We start from the raw sequence: 13,736 nt of genomic DNA, 5'->3' as shown, positions 1-13,736 counted from the left end.
GATGAAGCCGATGTCGGAGCCTTCGCAGGCGTCGAGCACCGCTTCGAATTCCCGGTCCGCGACGTTGTACCGATTCTGGACCGTCGCGATATCGACGATGTCGCGCGCTTCGTCGAGTTTCTCGACCGAGACGTTCGACAGGCCGACGTGTCGAATCAGCCCTTCGTCTTTCATCTCTGCGAGCGCGTGGACCGACTCCTCGAAGGGGACGTGTGGGTCCGGACGGTGCAGTTGATACACGTCGATAGTGTCGACGCGGAGTCGGTCGAGGCTTCCGAGGATGGCGTTTCGGAGATAGTCGGGGTCGCCGTTCGGTTTCCAGTCGCCGTCGGTGTTCCGGAGCAACCCGCCCTTCGTCGCGACGACGAGGTTGTCCGGGTACGGTGCGAGCGCTTCGCCGATGAGACGCTCGGAGACGGCCGGTCCGTAGGAGTCCGCCGTATCGATGAGGTCGATGCCGTGGGCGATGGCCTCGTGGAGGACTTTCTTCGCGTTCGCGACGTCGTCGGGTTCGCCGATGATGTTCTCACCGGTGATGCGCATCGCGCCGAATCCGAGTCGGTGGACTGTCAACTCGCCGCCGATGTCGAAGGTTCCGCTCGCGTTTTCGACCATAGTAGATGATAGACGGCCAACAAAGTGGTCGTTTCGGCGCGCGGGTGTCGAAGACCGTCGACACCCGACGAATCTGCCGAAATCGACTCCCGTCACCAGTCCCTACACCACACATGGACCTCCTGTCGATGCGCTGGCGAGACACACTGTTCGCTCACTGGCCAGTGGACCCGGAACTCGTCCAGTCTCATCTCCCGGACCAACTCTCTGTCGCGACGTACGATGGAGACGCGTGGCTTGGCGTCGTCTCGTTCGACATGGTAGATATCCGCCCCCGAGGGTCACCTCTCGGCCTCTCGTTTCCCGAAGTGAACCTCCGGACGTACGTCGAACCCGCCGACGGAGGAGAGAAGGGCGTCTACTTCTTCACCCTCGAAGCGGCGGACCGCCTCGGGGTGCTGACTGCTCGGATGGGGTTTCGTCTGGCGTATCACCACGCGACCATGTCCGTGCAGTCGCGAGACGGTGCCATCGATTTCCAGAGTTATCGCCCCGCCTCACGCGACTCGCCCGCCGCGCACTTCGACGCGACGTATCGGCCAGTCGGCGAGCCAGAACAACCCGAACCAGGGTCGCTCACCGAGTTCCTCGTCGAGAACTACCGCTTCTACACCGACGAGTGGCCTATCGTGGTGGGCATCATCGACCACGACCCGTGGCCGATACAGGACGTCGACGCCGAGATTCGGGCCAACACGCTGTTCGAAGCCTGTGGGTTCGACCACCCCGGGGGCGACCCACTCGTCCACTACGCGAGAGAAATCGACGTGACCGCGGAACCACCGGCGATACTCCGGTGACGACCGTCGGCACGACGAAATCCCGCCCCAGTCGAAGGTGAAACCTTCAAGCATCGGTGAACGAACGCCACAGACATGGCACTCATCGACACCGTGATGGCAACGGTCCACCTGCTGGTCGGCGGCCTGTGGACGGGAAGCGTCCTGTTCTTCGCACTCGCCGTCCTGCCCACCGCGCGCGCCGGGAACATCCGCGCCGCCGCGTTCGAATCGATAATCTCTCGCCTCACCATGGGGTCGCGCGTCTCCGCACTCCTCATGTTCGTCACGGGTGGTCACCTCGCCGGCACCCGCTACACCGTCGGGAGTCTCTTCGGGTCGGGCCGTGGACACCTCGTCCTCACGATGCTCGTCCTCTGGTTGGTCCTGACCGCGCTCGTCGAAGTCGGGCGAAGTCGGGCGATAGACGGACTCGTCGAGAAGAAGGTCCGAACCCCTGCAGAGAACGCTGCGCCGTTCTACCTCGGTGCCGCCCTCGTCGCCGTCTTGCTCCTCCTCGACGCCGGACTCCTCCTCAATTGAACTATTGAGGTCTCCAGAGGTTATCTATACCTATACTCTAAAATATATATTCTGTGCGATATGTTTATCACTCCGCTACTGGTGGATACGCGTGTATGCAAGGGGACGAGTCAGGCGTCGTCGATACGTCACTTCGAATCGAGTTGTGTCCCGAATCCGGGCAGATTCGCGTCCACAGAACGACCGAACTGGGCACGTACACCCGCACGATAGACCGATGAGGCGGGCGGGGTCCCCCTCTGCCGGACCTGTGCTCGCTCGACTCGCACGCCCGGTTTCGCGGACGCCGACGCGACTCGCCGTCGTCTCGGACCCACACGTCACCCCGACGGGGTCGGGAACGTGGAAAGTGTACCACCGAACCGAGACCAGACTCCGAACCGCCGTCTCGACCATCACGGACCTCGACGTGGATGCCACCGTCGTCCTCGGCGACCTGACACGAGACGGGCGACCCGGCGAGTACGCCGTCGTCGACGAGATTCTCGCAGACCTCCCGACTCCGTGTGTATCGGTTCCCGGCAACCACGACGTGCCGAAGCGGTGGGACGACTACGACGCGCCGACGCCGGGCGCATTTGCAGACCGATACTCGACTGGCGAACTCCCGTTCGTCCACCGGGTCGGTGGCGTCGATATCGTCGGCCTCGACTCCGCCAGCGGTGGTCCTGACCTCGACCTGTACGACTCGCACGAAGGAGTCATCCCCGACCAGCACCTCCGCTGGTTGGACGAACACCTCGCTGACGCGACGACACCGCTCGTCGTCCTCCACCACAACCTCTTCCACCCCCGCCAACACACCGGTCAGTTCCCCGATGGTGACTTCTATCAACTCCGGAACGCTTCGGCCCTGACAGAGATTCTCGCCACACACGGTGTTCCACTCGTTCTCTCTGGTCACATCCACTGGCCCGCGACTGCCGTTCGAGACGGTGTCCGGGAGATAATCGCACCCGCCACGTGTTCGTTCCCCCAATCGTTCCTGCTCGTGGACATCGACCGGATGGGGACGACGATTCGACTCGTCCCCCTCGCCGGTCCGAAAGGAATCGCCGAGGCGTACACCCTCGCGAGCAGGGGCGCAGCACACGGACAGGGAATCGCCGCCCACGCCGACCGTGGCCTCCTCTCGTCGTTCCCACTGGTCGACGAACGAACGCCGCCGAACCGACCTGTCGGGTCGGACGTTCCGGGGGCGGTTCGATGGCGGTGAGTCTCACTCGACTCGACGCCGCCCAAGAGGCACTGCGACGGGAACGTCGCCGATGCGTGGACGAACGGGAAGCGTTTCGCGCGTTCCGAAGCGACCTCAGCGACCTGACGGCGACGACACCGGCGCAGACACCGATGGCCGCGCAATCACTCGGACACGTCCAGGCGAACGACGGGTCGCTCACGCGTGTCCGGCGCTCCTACGAACGCACCGTGATGTCGGTTCCGCACTACGACGAAGAGTACGGTGACACGTTCGAAGATAGCATGGTCGCCGAGTTCGGACCCGACGTCGCCGTGGCGTTCCAGTCGGCGAGTGTCTTCTCACCTGCACTCCACCAGACAGTCACCTCGGCGGCGGCCACAGCACGCTCCGAGCGCGACGAGTTCATCGAGGTACTCGACGAGGAAACCGCGTCTATCGAATCGATGCGGGAGCGTCTCTCGTCGCTTCTCGACCGACTCGTAGCGCTCGACGACCGACCGCTCTCCGAGCGTGGGTTCGGCGAGTTGCTGGCGCTCTACGAGCAGGTGTCGGTCCTCCGGTCGCGACTCGAAACCATCGCCTCGGACAGACAGGAGACACTCGTCGCGCATCGTCGAGCGCTCTCGTCGTTGATTCCTGACGTGACCGAGTTCCTGTACGAGGACCTTCCGTGTCGCTACCCCGTCTTGGCGACTCTCGCCGACGTGAGAGAGACACTCGACACCGCCGAACGGCGCGTCGAACGCCACATCGCTTCGACACCGTAAGTCGATTCGGCCACAGATATTTATCTACTCACGGCGACCCCTGAACTATAGTATGTTCACGCCTGCGGAGGGGTTCCGATGAACCGCCTCCACCCTCGTATTCGTCTCCTCTGGGTCGCCCGCGCAGTCGTCTTTGCACTTCTCGTCGGCGGCGTGGCAGCAGCAGGAGTGTTGTTTACTCCGCTTCCGATTCCCACGTTTGCACCGGTCGTGATTAGCTTCGTCTTGCTCGTCGGCGGCGTGGGATACGCCCTGCTCCGCTACCGCGCGTGGGGATACGAGGTCCGCGACGACTCGCTGTACCTCCAGCGGGGCGTCCTCACCAAAGTCTACACCGTCGTTCCGTACGTCCGCGTCCAGCACGTCGATTCGGCGCGTGGCCCCCTCGAACGCCTGGCGGGTCTCGCGTCGACGATCGTCTACACCGCCGGGTCGCGCGGGGCCGACGTGTCGATTCCCGGATTGACGCCCGAGGGTGCAGAAGACCTCCAGGACCGCCTGAAGCGACTCGCCATCCGGGCCGAGGGCGACGACGCGGTATGACGCACCTCTCGCCACTCTCGGTTCCGTACCGGGCGGCACAGCGGAGCATCAGCATCGTCTTCGCCCTCGCGTTTCTCGCGTTCTCGGGCGGTGCTGCGTTCGGTGGGTTCCTCGGCGGACTCGGCGCGGTTGCCCTCGTCGGGTTCGCTGTCCTCACTATCGCGGGCTACGAGTTCGCCTACTACCAACGGTTCGAGTACGAACTCACCTCGGACACCCTCGACATCCGGTCTGGTGTCTTCTCACGCCGCAACCGCGAGATTCCGTACCGGCGCATCCAGAACGTCGATATCTCCCGCAACGTCGCCCAACGACTCTTTGGCCTCGCCGCCGTCGACCTCGAAACCGCCGGGGGCGGTGGTACCGAAGGAAGTCTCCGCTTCGTCACCTACGAAGAAGCCCTGCGTATCCAGAAGGAGGTCGCCCGACTGAAGCGTGGCGACACCGCACCGGACGCTCCCGAACCGGACCGTGACGTCCTCTTCGAGTTGACACCGCGGGAACTCGCTATCGTCGGGGCACTCTCGTTCGACCTGCGCTTGCCCGGCATCGTCTTCCTGTTCGCGACGAGTGTCTTCCCAATCGCTGCCTCGTTCGTGGACGTTCCAATCCCCACGAGAGGTATCGCCGCAGGAGTCGTCGGCGCGGCCACCATCGCCTTCCTCATCGCCGCGGCCTCGTGGGCCGCCGGATTCGCCTCGTCGGTGGTGAACTACTACGGGTTCAAGTTGACCCGCGTCGGCGACGAACTCCAGTACGAACGCGGCCTCATCCAGCATTACACTGGGTCGATACCCGTGGACAAACTCCAGACACTCACCATCGAGGACAACCCGCTGAAGCGTCGATTCGGTTACGCGACACTCCTCGTGGAGACGGCGGGGTACGCTCCCGGCGCGGACAACGGTGCCAGCGCGAGTCGGTCGCGCCGCGGGTCGGAGGCAGCGATTCCCCTCGCCACCCGTGACCGGGTGCAAGCACTCGTCGAAGAACTCGAAGGCGTCACCGAACCGACGTTCGAGCGCCCACCGACACGCATCCGCCGCCGCTACGTCGTCCGGTACCTCCTCGCTATCGGTGCCATCGTCCTCGGCCTCTACGGGGCGAACACCATCTTCGGCGGAATTCCGTGGTACACGCCGATGATACTCGCCCCCGTCGCTGCCGTGGCCGGCGTCTACCAGTGGCGGCACCGCGGACGCGCCCTCACCGAGAATCACTTCGTGACCCGAAACGGCTTCTGGAAACGCGAGATTCGGTTCGTCCCGTACTACCGCATCCAGACGACAATCGAGACGCGGACTATCTTCCAGCGTCGCTGGCGCGTCTCGACGGTGACGGCCGACACCGCCGGGAGTCTCTCTATCGTCGGCGGTGACGCGGCAGCGGTCGATATCGAAGTCGCTGCCGCCGCCGACCTTCGGGACGAACTCGACGACCGACTCCGTGACGCACTCGCCGCACGTCGTGAAGAACGACGACGTGCCCGCCAAGCGTCACTCGGTGTCGGCCCGACTGACGACAGTCACACGCAGGCGGACGCGCCCGACACCGACGGCCTGTCGTCCGATGACCAGACGGACCCGTTCGTCTATCGTACTCCGAAATCACGAACGGAGCAGCAAGAGAGCGTCAACGACCGACAGGCCGACGACGTCACCGTCGCTGACGACGATGCTGGTCCGGATGCCGGTGACGACGAGTCGAACGACGACGCAGAGAACGAGACAGACAGTCGCTGACCGACTCGGGAGAGCAAAATATCTTTCTCACATCCTCGAGACGTACAGACATGGTCGACCACCGCATCGACGACGTTGACCGCGCGATTCTCCACGCCCTGCAAGAGGACGCGCGAAATCTGTCGTCGGGCGACATCGCAGAACGGTCCGGAACGTCCGACAGCACCGTTCGAAAGCGCATCAAGCGCCTCGAAGAGGAGGAAGTTATCAAAGGGTACAACGCCGTCATCGACTATCCGAAGTCGGGGTTCCCGTTCAAGATGCTCCTGTTTTGTACCGCACCGATTCCCAAACGAGGCGAGATGATAGAGGACGTATTGGCTATCGATGGGGTCGTCTCCGTACAGGAACTCGTCACCGGCGAGAAGAACCTCCTCGTCACAGTCGTCGGCGAGAACGACGACGACGTCACACCGGTCGCACAGGAACTACTCGAACTGGGACTGACCGTCGCCGACGAGGTGCTCGTTCGAACCCACGAGACGACGGCGTTCGGAGGATTCACGAGCGAGCAGTCCACAGATATCGAGTGAACGGGGCGCGAAGCCACAGCAAACACCGCGTCTTTTCACATCGCTGTAAGCGAGGCCGAACAGTTCGCGCGGTGAGACTCGCCACTCCAACAGCGTGTGCAATGGGTCCAGAGAAGCGAATCCCCACCGAGCGATGGTGAAGACGACGACAGGGAAAAATTGAGCCTTCAGTACGTATTCGACCGAGCGTCTGGTAATTGTTAACATCGACTATAGCGTTCCCTGCTGAGGAAATCTGCGAACAAATTGTTCGGATGGTAGATTTTATTAACTAATACGTTCGTACTGGATACGAGGAAGACAGTCAGTGGTCGGGCCACTCACGTGGAAAGGGAGGCTCACAGGCTGTCGACAGCCCACAACGATGACAGACGAGACGAGATCACCTCAGGTTGGACCGCTTTCGAAGACGGCGACGACGACGCCACGCCTCCCGGTGGCTCTCACGCGAGTCGTGTGGCTCCTGTGGATGGTGAGTCTCGTTCTGGCCGGACTTCGGGTGTCGAGTTCCGAGAGTTGGTCGCTTCTCGGATTGTTTTCGGTCGACGGTCTGACCGTCGTGATGTGGGTCGTCGTGACGTTCTTTAGTGGAATCGTCCACAGTTACTCACGGCGCTACATGGCCGGAGACAGTGCGCTCACCAAATTCTTCGGCAACGTATTCGCGTTCACACTCGTCGTGATGGCACTCGTCGCGGCAGACTCGCTCGTCGTGTTCGTTGCGCTGTGGCTGACGATGGGGCTCGTCATGGCCACCCTCATCGGTCACGTCGATTCGTGGCGGCACGCGCGTACGGCAGCGACCCACGCCCGTCGCTCCTTCGTGGGAAGCAGTGCGTTACTCGCTGTCTCGTTCGCGACGTTGTGGTGGCAAACTGGCGCGACGACGATCTCTGGTGTCGCCTCGGCGGAGGTCACATCCTCTGTGACCGTTCTGTTCGCGGTCGTGATGCTCTTGTTGGCGGCGATGATTCAGTCTGCACTGCTCCCGTTCCACACGTGGTTACTGTCGTCGATGACCGCGCCGACACCTGCGTCGGCGTTGATGCACGCTGGGTTCGTCAACGCGGGAGGAATCCTGTTACTCCGGTTCGCACCGGTCGTCACTGTCGACGGCGGCTTCATGCTCGCAATCGTGGTCGCGGGCGCGGCGAGTGCCCTCGTAGGGAAGCTTCTAAAGACCGTCCAGACGGACATCAAGAGTCAACTCGGTTGTTCGACCGTCGGACAGATGGGGTTCATGTTCATGCAGGCAGGACTCGGGTTCTTCGGTGCCGCCATCACCCACCTCATCTTGCACGGATTCTACAAAGCGTACCAGTTCCTCTCTTCGGGGAGCCGTGTCGAACACGGGAGCCCCGATGGAAAGCGCACCGTGACGCACTCGACGGGAGTCGCAGGCATCGTCACGACAGTGCTGACTGCACTCGCAGGCGGCGTCCTGTTCGCCGTCACAACCGGGGAAGGAATGGCGTTCGATAGCGGGTTGCTCCTCGCAGGACTCGTCGTGCTGACCACGATGCACGCCGCCCGCGAGACGGCTCGCCATACGGCGCTGCCCGCGTTCCTTCGCTACGGGGCCGTTCCGCTGGTGTTCCTTCCAGCAATCGCGGTGTACGCGTCCGTGTACAAGCTCATCGAACACGCGTTGGTCGGTGTTCCAATCGTCACGGCCCCCACCGAACTGACGCCCGTTCACGTCGTCGTTGCGGCGGCGTTCGTCTTGGCGTACCTCGCTATCGAGAGCGGAGTCTACCGCCAGAGCACGCGCCTGTACGCGGCACTCGTGAACGCGACGCGCCCTGCATCCGGAACCATCGTGACAACTAGAGAGGAGTACAATGAGCACTAACGAGACGATTCGCGATACTATCGAACAAGCTGCAACGACTGTCGGGTCGGTCTGGCCACTTCACTCGTTCGTGACGGCCAACCCACTCAGTGGCTTCGAAGACCAACCGTTCCACGAAGCTGTCGAACAGGCCGAGCGTCTCTTCGGCGGTCACGGCTACCCGAGTACGGACGTGTTTCGCGCCGCGCTCAACACGGGCCAAATCGACCCGGAGACCCTACGGCGCGAACTGCGTGCACACGGATACGAGGACGACCCATCGGCCCTCTTGACGCGTATGGAGGCCGACGAGGAGTCGACCACCGAGGCCGACGAGTCGAGTCCTCACGACGAGGTGGACACAATCTTGACGAAGTGGCTCGCGTCCTTCCTCGACGAAGGACACGCTTCGTGGCCGATGCCGAACCGTGAACGTGGATTCTACGCTGCGTTCCGTTCGGTAGCGCGCTACGACCGGTCACTCCCGGACCCGAGCGCTGTCGCGACCCTTCCAGACGACCCGATAGAGGCAATCGAACAGGCCGTCTCCACGTATCCACGCGACCAGTTAGTCGACCTCTTCGAGTTCCACCTCAGCAGGCTTCCGGGGTGGACCGGATTTATCAAACAGCGGGCTGCCAGTGGTGGAGACTGGCAATCGAAGTACCCCATCACGCTCACGGAGTACCTTGCCGTCCGGTTAGTTCTCACAGACATCTTCGATGCACCGCTCGGCCCGCCGACCGCCGAAGCGGATTCGACACGCACTGAAGGTGACCGACAGTGGGACGACGGTGTTCCACTCCCCGAGCTCTGGTTGAACGCGTGGGAGGCCACGTATCGCACCGAACTGGTCGAGGCGGTAGCCGACCAGAGTCAGTCAGCATCCGCATCCGGAGACGGTGAACAAGCCGTCGCTCTCGAAGACGGTGGTCGTCCAGATGCACAACTCGTCTTCTGTATCGACACCCGTTCGGAGGTCATTCGTCGGCACGTCGAGGACGCGGGTGCCTACGAGACCTACGGCTACGCAGGCTTCTTCGGCATCCCGATGCGCTACGAAGCCTACGACTCTGGGGTTACGATAGACGCGTGCCCGCCGATTCTCGATGCGCAACACTACGTCGCCGACAACCCGGTCGAAGGGTGTGACCACGAACACGGACGCTACGACACGTGGGCGAACGCCACCAGTGCTGCCACGAACGTCCTCAAATCCCTCAAATCGAACGCTGGGACTGTGTTCAGTTTCGTCGAGAGCGCTGGCAGTGGCTACGGTGTCGCACTCACCGCACGGACGCTCTTCCCGGCGCGTGTGTACGACTTCCTCACCGGTGTTTCCGAGCGGGTCCCCTCTGACGCTGACTTCTGTGCACCGGCACTCGACTACGACCCAGACGTCGATGGAGACCTCCCACACGGCCTGTCCACGGCGGAGAAAGTCGAGTACGCCGCGACTGCGTTCGAACTGATGGGGTGGGACGAGTTCGCACGGGTCGTCGCGTTCGTCGGCCACGCCAGTCAGACCGCGAACAACCCGTTCGAGTCCAGCCTCGACTGTGGTGCCTGTGCGGGCAATGCTGGCGGCCCGAGCGCTCGCGTCCTCGCGGCCATCTGTAACGACGACGAGGTCAAGTCAGCGCTCCGTGACCGCGGATTCGACATTCCGTCGGACACCGTCTTCGTCGCTGGCGAACACAACACGACGACGGACGAAGTGACGCTCTTTACCGCGCCGGTTCCGGAGAGCCACGAGGCCGACGTCGAACAGCTTCGTTCCGACCTCGAAACCGCCCGTGCCGGGTCGGCCGCAGAGCGGACCGAGTCGATGGACGCATCTGAACCGGGAACTCGCGAGACCGAACGCCGCGCCACAGACTGGGCCGAGACACGTCCCGAGTGGGGACTCGCCGGCAACGCAGGCTTCGTCATCGGCCCCCGTTCACTCACGCAAGGGCTCGACCTCGACGGTCGTTCGTTCCTCCACTCGTACGACTGGCGGGAGGACGAATCGGGCGAGGCGCTGGCGGCCATCGTGGGAGGACCGATGGTCGTCACCCAGTGGATAAACATGCAATACTACTTCTCGACCGTCGACAACGCCGTCTACGGGAGCGGGTCGAAAATCACCCACAATCCTGTCGGTAACGTCGGCGTCTACCAGGGGAACGGCGGCGACCTGATGACGGGACTGCCGCTCCAGTCGGTCATGGCGGCCGACGACGAGCCATATCACCAACCACTGCGCCTCTCGGTGGTGATTCACGCTCCGGTCGACCGTGTGACTGCCGTCCTCGCAGAGAACCCCGGTGTCACCGAACTGTTGGACAACGGCTGGCTCTCGCTGACCGTCGTCGATCCGACGCAGAACGGCGAGGCGTTCGAGTACGACGGGAACCTCGCGTGGGTGGCAGACGAGACGTACGACAGAGGCGATGCGGTCGAAGAGCCGGAACTGACTGCGGAGTCGGTCGCACCGCCGGCGGCAGACGACTAACTGGTCAGTCGACCACTCCTCGTTCGGGAGTGGTGCCGAGCGGTGAATCTTCGTTCCTTCCCGGGTATTTACCTCTGGAGAATCGTAGTCCATCGCAATGGCGTATTCGGTACTGGAGTCGCTCATGGCTGGAAACGAATACTACGTCGAACACCTCGGCGCTGACCACTTCGAAGGGGTTCGAGACGTGCAGAAACCTCAGGTCGTCTCCATCGGATGTTCGGACTCTCGCGTTCCAGTCGAGACACTCTGGAATGCCGAGAAACCGGGGAAACTCTTCAAATCGGTCAACGTGGGGAATCAAGCCTGGACCACCGTCGGTGGCCGCCTCGTCGTCAACGACGCCGTCGGGTACGCCGTCTCCGAACTCGGCGTCTCAGATATCGTCGTCCTCGGGCACACTGGGTGTGGCGGGGTCATGGCTGCCTACAAGTCCGTCGTCGAGGACGGTGCGAACGACCTCCCTGCCGCCGTCGAAGACGCCGTCTCGCGCCTCGTCCCACTGGTCGAAGAAGCACGCGAGTTGGGAATCTTCGACGAGGATACCCCGGCTGGCGACGCGGTCAACCGTCTGGTCGAGTACGCCGTCGTCCGGCAGGTGGAGTTCCTCACCGAGAGCGACGAGGTTCCCGAAGCCACCGACTGCTGGGGCTTCGTCTACGACTTCCAGCACGCCTACGGCGACGACGACGGAGCGGCGTACCTCGTCGCCGCGAACGGCGATTCGGACCCGGACCTCGTCGCCGAGTGGGTCCCCGACGAGTTCGCGGGTCGCGTCAAATCGATTCGGTGACGGGCCGATTCGAGCCGATTACTCGTCGCGCGCGTCGTCGATAATCTGTGAGAACTCGCGGGCTGTCTCGGTGATGACCTCGAAGTGGCCGTTTGCGATAGCCTCGTCGTCCATGAGCGCCCCGCCCGCACCGACGACGACTGCGCCCGCCTCGATGTAGTCGGCGGCGTTGTCGAGGCCGACGCCACCGGTCGGCATCATCGGAATCTGTGGAAGTGGGCCCTTCATGCTCTTGAGGTGGCCCGGCCCGAGCGACGACGCCGGGAAGACCTTCACGAGGTCGGCACCGGCCGAGTAGGCGTCGACCGCCTCTGTCGGTGTCATGATGCCCGGGGCGACGAGCGTTCCGTAGCGGTTGCACGTCTCGACGACACCCTCGTCGAAGTTCGGGCCGACGACGAACTCTGCTCCAGCCTGAATCGCCGCGTTGGCCGTCGGCGCGTCGAGGACGGTGCCCGCGCCGACGATAGCCTCACGGTCCGAGAACGACGCCGACACCTCGCTGATGAGGTCCATCGCGTCGGGGTTGTCGGCCGTAATCTCGTAGGCGGTGACACCCCCCTCGTTCAGTGCGTCGGCGACGTCGATGATGGTGTCGGCGTCCGCGCCGCGCATCACCGCGACGACGCCACTGTCGGCGAGTCGTTGCATGTTCTCGTGTACGTCGAGTGCGACCATTGTCGACCCGATATTTACTACAGAAGTTAATAAATTGGGGGTCGCGTCGATATCGACGTGTCTGAATCACGTCCACGCCGACTGTCACCACGCGACATGCTCAAATTCTCCGGGCACTAACCCGAGGTAAGCGACGGCCGGACGGCGTGTGTCGTCCCGCTTTCGCACCACCATGTCCACCCACCTCGATTTCGAAGGACTGTACCGCGACGTCATCCCGTCGGTCGTCTCCGTCTACGTCGGCGGGCGACGCCGTCCCGGCGGCGCCGGCAGTGCGTTCGTCTACGACGACCAGCACCTCGTGACGAACGAGCACGTCTCCAGACTCGCCGACCGCGACTCGAAGCGCGTCGAACTCCGATTCGCCGACGGGTCGTGGCGCGTGGGTGACGTCGTCGGTGCCGACGCGTACACGGACCTCGCCGTCGTCGCCGTGGATGACCTCCCCGACGACGCCGTCGCACTTCGCCTCGCGACACAGAACCCGGCCCCCGGCCGTGCAGTCGCCGCCCTCGGGAATCCCCTCGGTCTCGACGGGTCGATATCCGCCGGCATCGTCTCCGGAGCGAACCGGTCGCTTCCCACCTCGAACGGGTTCGCTATCCCCGACGTCGTTCAGACTGACGCCCCAATCAACCCCGGAAACTCCGGTGGTCCGCTCGTCGGGATTACGAGCGACGGCGACGGTCCGCCCTACGAAGTCGTCGGCGTCAACCGGGCGAAACAGGGAGACAACATCGGATTCGCCGTCTCGCCAGTCATCGCGAGTCGCATCCTCCCAGACCTCGTCGCCGACGGGCACTACCGACACTCGTATCTCAGGGCGCGGACTCTCGACGTGACGCCTTCTATCGCAGAGGTAAACGGCCTCGACGCGCCTCGTGGCGTCCTCATCGTCGGGACTGCGACCGGCGACTCCGGCGACGGCGTCCTCCGCGGATGCACCGAGAAGGCCGCGCTCCGTGGCTGGGAGATTCCCGTCGGCGGCGACGTCGTCGTCGCCATCGAAGGGAACCCAGTCCGGACACACGAGGAGTTGATGCGCTACCTCATCACCGAGACCCGACCCGGCGAACCCGTCGCAATCGACGTCCTCCGCGAAGGCGACCCGATGACGCTCGTCGTCGAACTCGACGAACGGCCGTCTGCGACCCGGGACAACCGAGACGGTGAGAGCCAAATCCCAATCGAGTGAATACCGTTTTGACACTACT

General features: G+C 63.4%; 14 protein-coding genes. 12 read left to right on the top strand and 2 right to left on the bottom strand.

Annotated elements, in window-relative coordinates; translation table 11 throughout:
* Positions 1-615, bottom strand: a 615-nt coding sequence (locus AUR66_RS15075) for an aldo/keto reductase (RefSeq protein WP_058573092.1), incomplete at its 3' end; no start/stop codon positions are given.
* A gap of 113 nt (positions 616-728) precedes the next feature.
* Between AUR66_RS15075 and AUR66_RS15070 the strand changes: the two genes are divergently transcribed.
* The 11 genes from AUR66_RS15070 to AUR66_RS15025 all read left to right on the top strand — a co-directional run bounded on the left by AUR66_RS15070 (position 729) and on the right by AUR66_RS15025 (position 11,844).
* Positions 729-1,415, top strand: a complete 687-nt coding sequence (locus tag AUR66_RS15070; protein WP_058573091.1) for a YqjF family protein — start codon at positions 729-731, stop codon at positions 1,413-1,415.
* Between the two features lie 75 nt (positions 1,416-1,490).
* Positions 1,491-1,937, top strand: a complete 447-nt coding sequence (locus tag AUR66_RS15065) for a hypothetical protein (protein ID WP_058573090.1) — start codon at positions 1,491-1,493, stop codon at positions 1,935-1,937.
* 95 nt (positions 1,938-2,032) lie between these two features.
* Positions 2,033-2,158, top strand: a complete 126-nt coding sequence (locus AUR66_RS23095) for a hypothetical protein (protein ID WP_269432610.1) — start codon at positions 2,033-2,035, stop codon at positions 2,156-2,158.
* Positions 2,155-3,153, top strand: coding sequence for a metallophosphoesterase family protein (locus AUR66_RS15060; protein WP_058573089.1), 999 nt, complete (start codon positions 2,155-2,157; stop codon positions 3,151-3,153). The genes AUR66_RS23095 and AUR66_RS15060 overlap by 4 nt, the downstream gene beginning before the upstream one ends.
* Positions 3,144-3,905 carry a DUF7260 family protein gene (locus AUR66_RS15055; protein WP_058573088.1) on the top strand — a complete coding sequence of 254 codons (762 nt, stop codon included), beginning with the start codon at positions 3,144-3,146 and terminating at the stop codon, positions 3,903-3,905. Before AUR66_RS15060 ends, AUR66_RS15055 begins: the two co-directional genes overlap by 10 nt.
* 78 nt (positions 3,906-3,983) lie before the next feature.
* Positions 3,984-4,448 carry a PH domain-containing protein gene (locus AUR66_RS15050; protein WP_058573087.1) on the top strand — a complete coding sequence of 155 codons (465 nt, stop codon included), beginning with the start codon at positions 3,984-3,986 and terminating at the stop codon, positions 4,446-4,448.
* Positions 4,445-6,190 carry a PH domain-containing protein gene (locus AUR66_RS15045; protein WP_058573086.1) on the top strand — a complete coding sequence of 582 codons (1,746 nt, stop codon included), beginning with the start codon at positions 4,445-4,447 and terminating at the stop codon, positions 6,188-6,190. Before AUR66_RS15050 ends, AUR66_RS15045 begins: the two co-directional genes overlap by 4 nt.
* Before the next feature lie 50 nt (positions 6,191-6,240).
* Positions 6,241-6,723, top strand: a complete 483-nt coding sequence (locus AUR66_RS15040) for an Lrp/AsnC family transcriptional regulator (RefSeq protein ID WP_058573085.1) — start codon at positions 6,241-6,243, stop codon at positions 6,721-6,723.
* Positions 6,724-7,087: 364 nt separating this feature from the next.
* Positions 7,088-8,575, top strand: coding sequence for a proton-conducting transporter transmembrane domain-containing protein (locus AUR66_RS15035; protein WP_058573084.1), 1,488 nt, complete (start codon positions 7,088-7,090; stop codon positions 8,573-8,575).
* On the top strand, positions 8,565-11,051 hold the full coding sequence (locus AUR66_RS15030) for a DUF2309 domain-containing protein (RefSeq protein WP_058573083.1): 2,487 nt from the start codon (positions 8,565-8,567) through the stop codon (positions 11,049-11,051). Before AUR66_RS15035 ends, AUR66_RS15030 begins: the two co-directional genes overlap by 11 nt.
* Before the next feature lie 97 nt (positions 11,052-11,148).
* Entirely contained in the window at positions 11,149-11,844 is a 696-nt protein-coding gene (locus AUR66_RS15025; RefSeq protein WP_058573082.1) for a carbonic anhydrase, read from the top strand.
* Positions 11,845-11,862: 18 nt separating this feature from the next.
* Here AUR66_RS15025 and AUR66_RS15020 read toward each other — a convergent pair whose 3' ends face one another.
* Positions 11,863-12,522, bottom strand: a complete 660-nt coding sequence (locus AUR66_RS15020; protein ID WP_058573081.1) for a bifunctional 4-hydroxy-2-oxoglutarate aldolase/2-dehydro-3-deoxy-phosphogluconate aldolase — start codon at positions 12,520-12,522, stop codon at positions 11,863-11,865.
* A gap of 172 nt (positions 12,523-12,694) precedes the next feature.
* Here AUR66_RS15020 and AUR66_RS15015 point away from each other — a divergent pair, with 172 nt between their 5' ends.
* Positions 12,695-13,717, top strand: a complete 1,023-nt coding sequence (locus AUR66_RS15015) for a S1C family serine protease (RefSeq protein ID WP_058573080.1) — start codon at positions 12,695-12,697, stop codon at positions 13,715-13,717.
* Positions 13,718-13,736: the final 19 nt, after the last annotated feature.

It is taken from the genome of Haloferax profundi, assembly GCF_001469865.1.
Classification (GTDB): domain Archaea; phylum Halobacteriota; class Halobacteria; order Halobacteriales; family Haloferacaceae; genus Haloferax; species Haloferax profundi.
The sequence above is the reverse complement of the archived record's forward strand: the minus strand, read 5'-3'. Positions and strand labels throughout refer to the sequence as shown.

Bases quoted from the DNA above. Each gene is read 5' to 3' on its own strand.
- AUR66_RS15030 (WP_058573083.1), top strand. From the start codon at position 8,565: ATGAGCACTAACGAGACGATTCGCGATACTATCGAACAAGCTGCAACG.
- AUR66_RS15070 (WP_058573091.1), top strand. From the start codon at position 729: ATGGACCTCCTGTCGATGCGCTGGCGAGACACACTGTTCGCTCACTGG.
- AUR66_RS15050 (WP_058573087.1), top strand. From the start codon at position 3,984: ATGAACCGCCTCCACCCTCGTATTCGTCTCCTCTGGGTCGCCCGCGCA.
- AUR66_RS15060 (WP_058573089.1), top strand. From the start codon at position 2,155: ATGAGGCGGGCGGGGTCCCCCTCTGCCGGACCTGTGCTCGCTCGACTC.
- AUR66_RS15045 (WP_058573086.1), top strand. From the start codon at position 4,445: ATGACGCACCTCTCGCCACTCTCGGTTCCGTACCGGGCGGCACAGCGG.
- AUR66_RS15055 (WP_058573088.1), top strand. From the start codon at position 3,144: ATGGCGGTGAGTCTCACTCGACTCGACGCCGCCCAAGAGGCACTGCGA.
- AUR66_RS15040 (WP_058573085.1), top strand. From the start codon at position 6,241: ATGGTCGACCACCGCATCGACGACGTTGACCGCGCGATTCTCCACGCC.
- AUR66_RS15015 (WP_058573080.1), top strand. From the start codon at position 12,695: ATGTCCACCCACCTCGATTTCGAAGGACTGTACCGCGACGTCATCCCG.
- AUR66_RS15025 (WP_058573082.1), top strand. From the start codon at position 11,149: ATGGCGTATTCGGTACTGGAGTCGCTCATGGCTGGAAACGAATACTAC.
- AUR66_RS15065 (WP_058573090.1), top strand. From the start codon at position 1,491: ATGGCACTCATCGACACCGTGATGGCAACGGTCCACCTGCTGGTCGGC.
- AUR66_RS15020 (WP_058573081.1), bottom strand. From the start codon at position 12,522: ATGGTCGCACTCGACGTACACGAGAACATGCAACGACTCGCCGACAGT.
- AUR66_RS15035 (WP_058573084.1), top strand. From the start codon at position 7,088: ATGACAGACGAGACGAGATCACCTCAGGTTGGACCGCTTTCGAAGACG.
- AUR66_RS23095 (WP_269432610.1), top strand. From the start codon at position 2,033: ATGCAAGGGGACGAGTCAGGCGTCGTCGATACGTCACTTCGAATCGAG.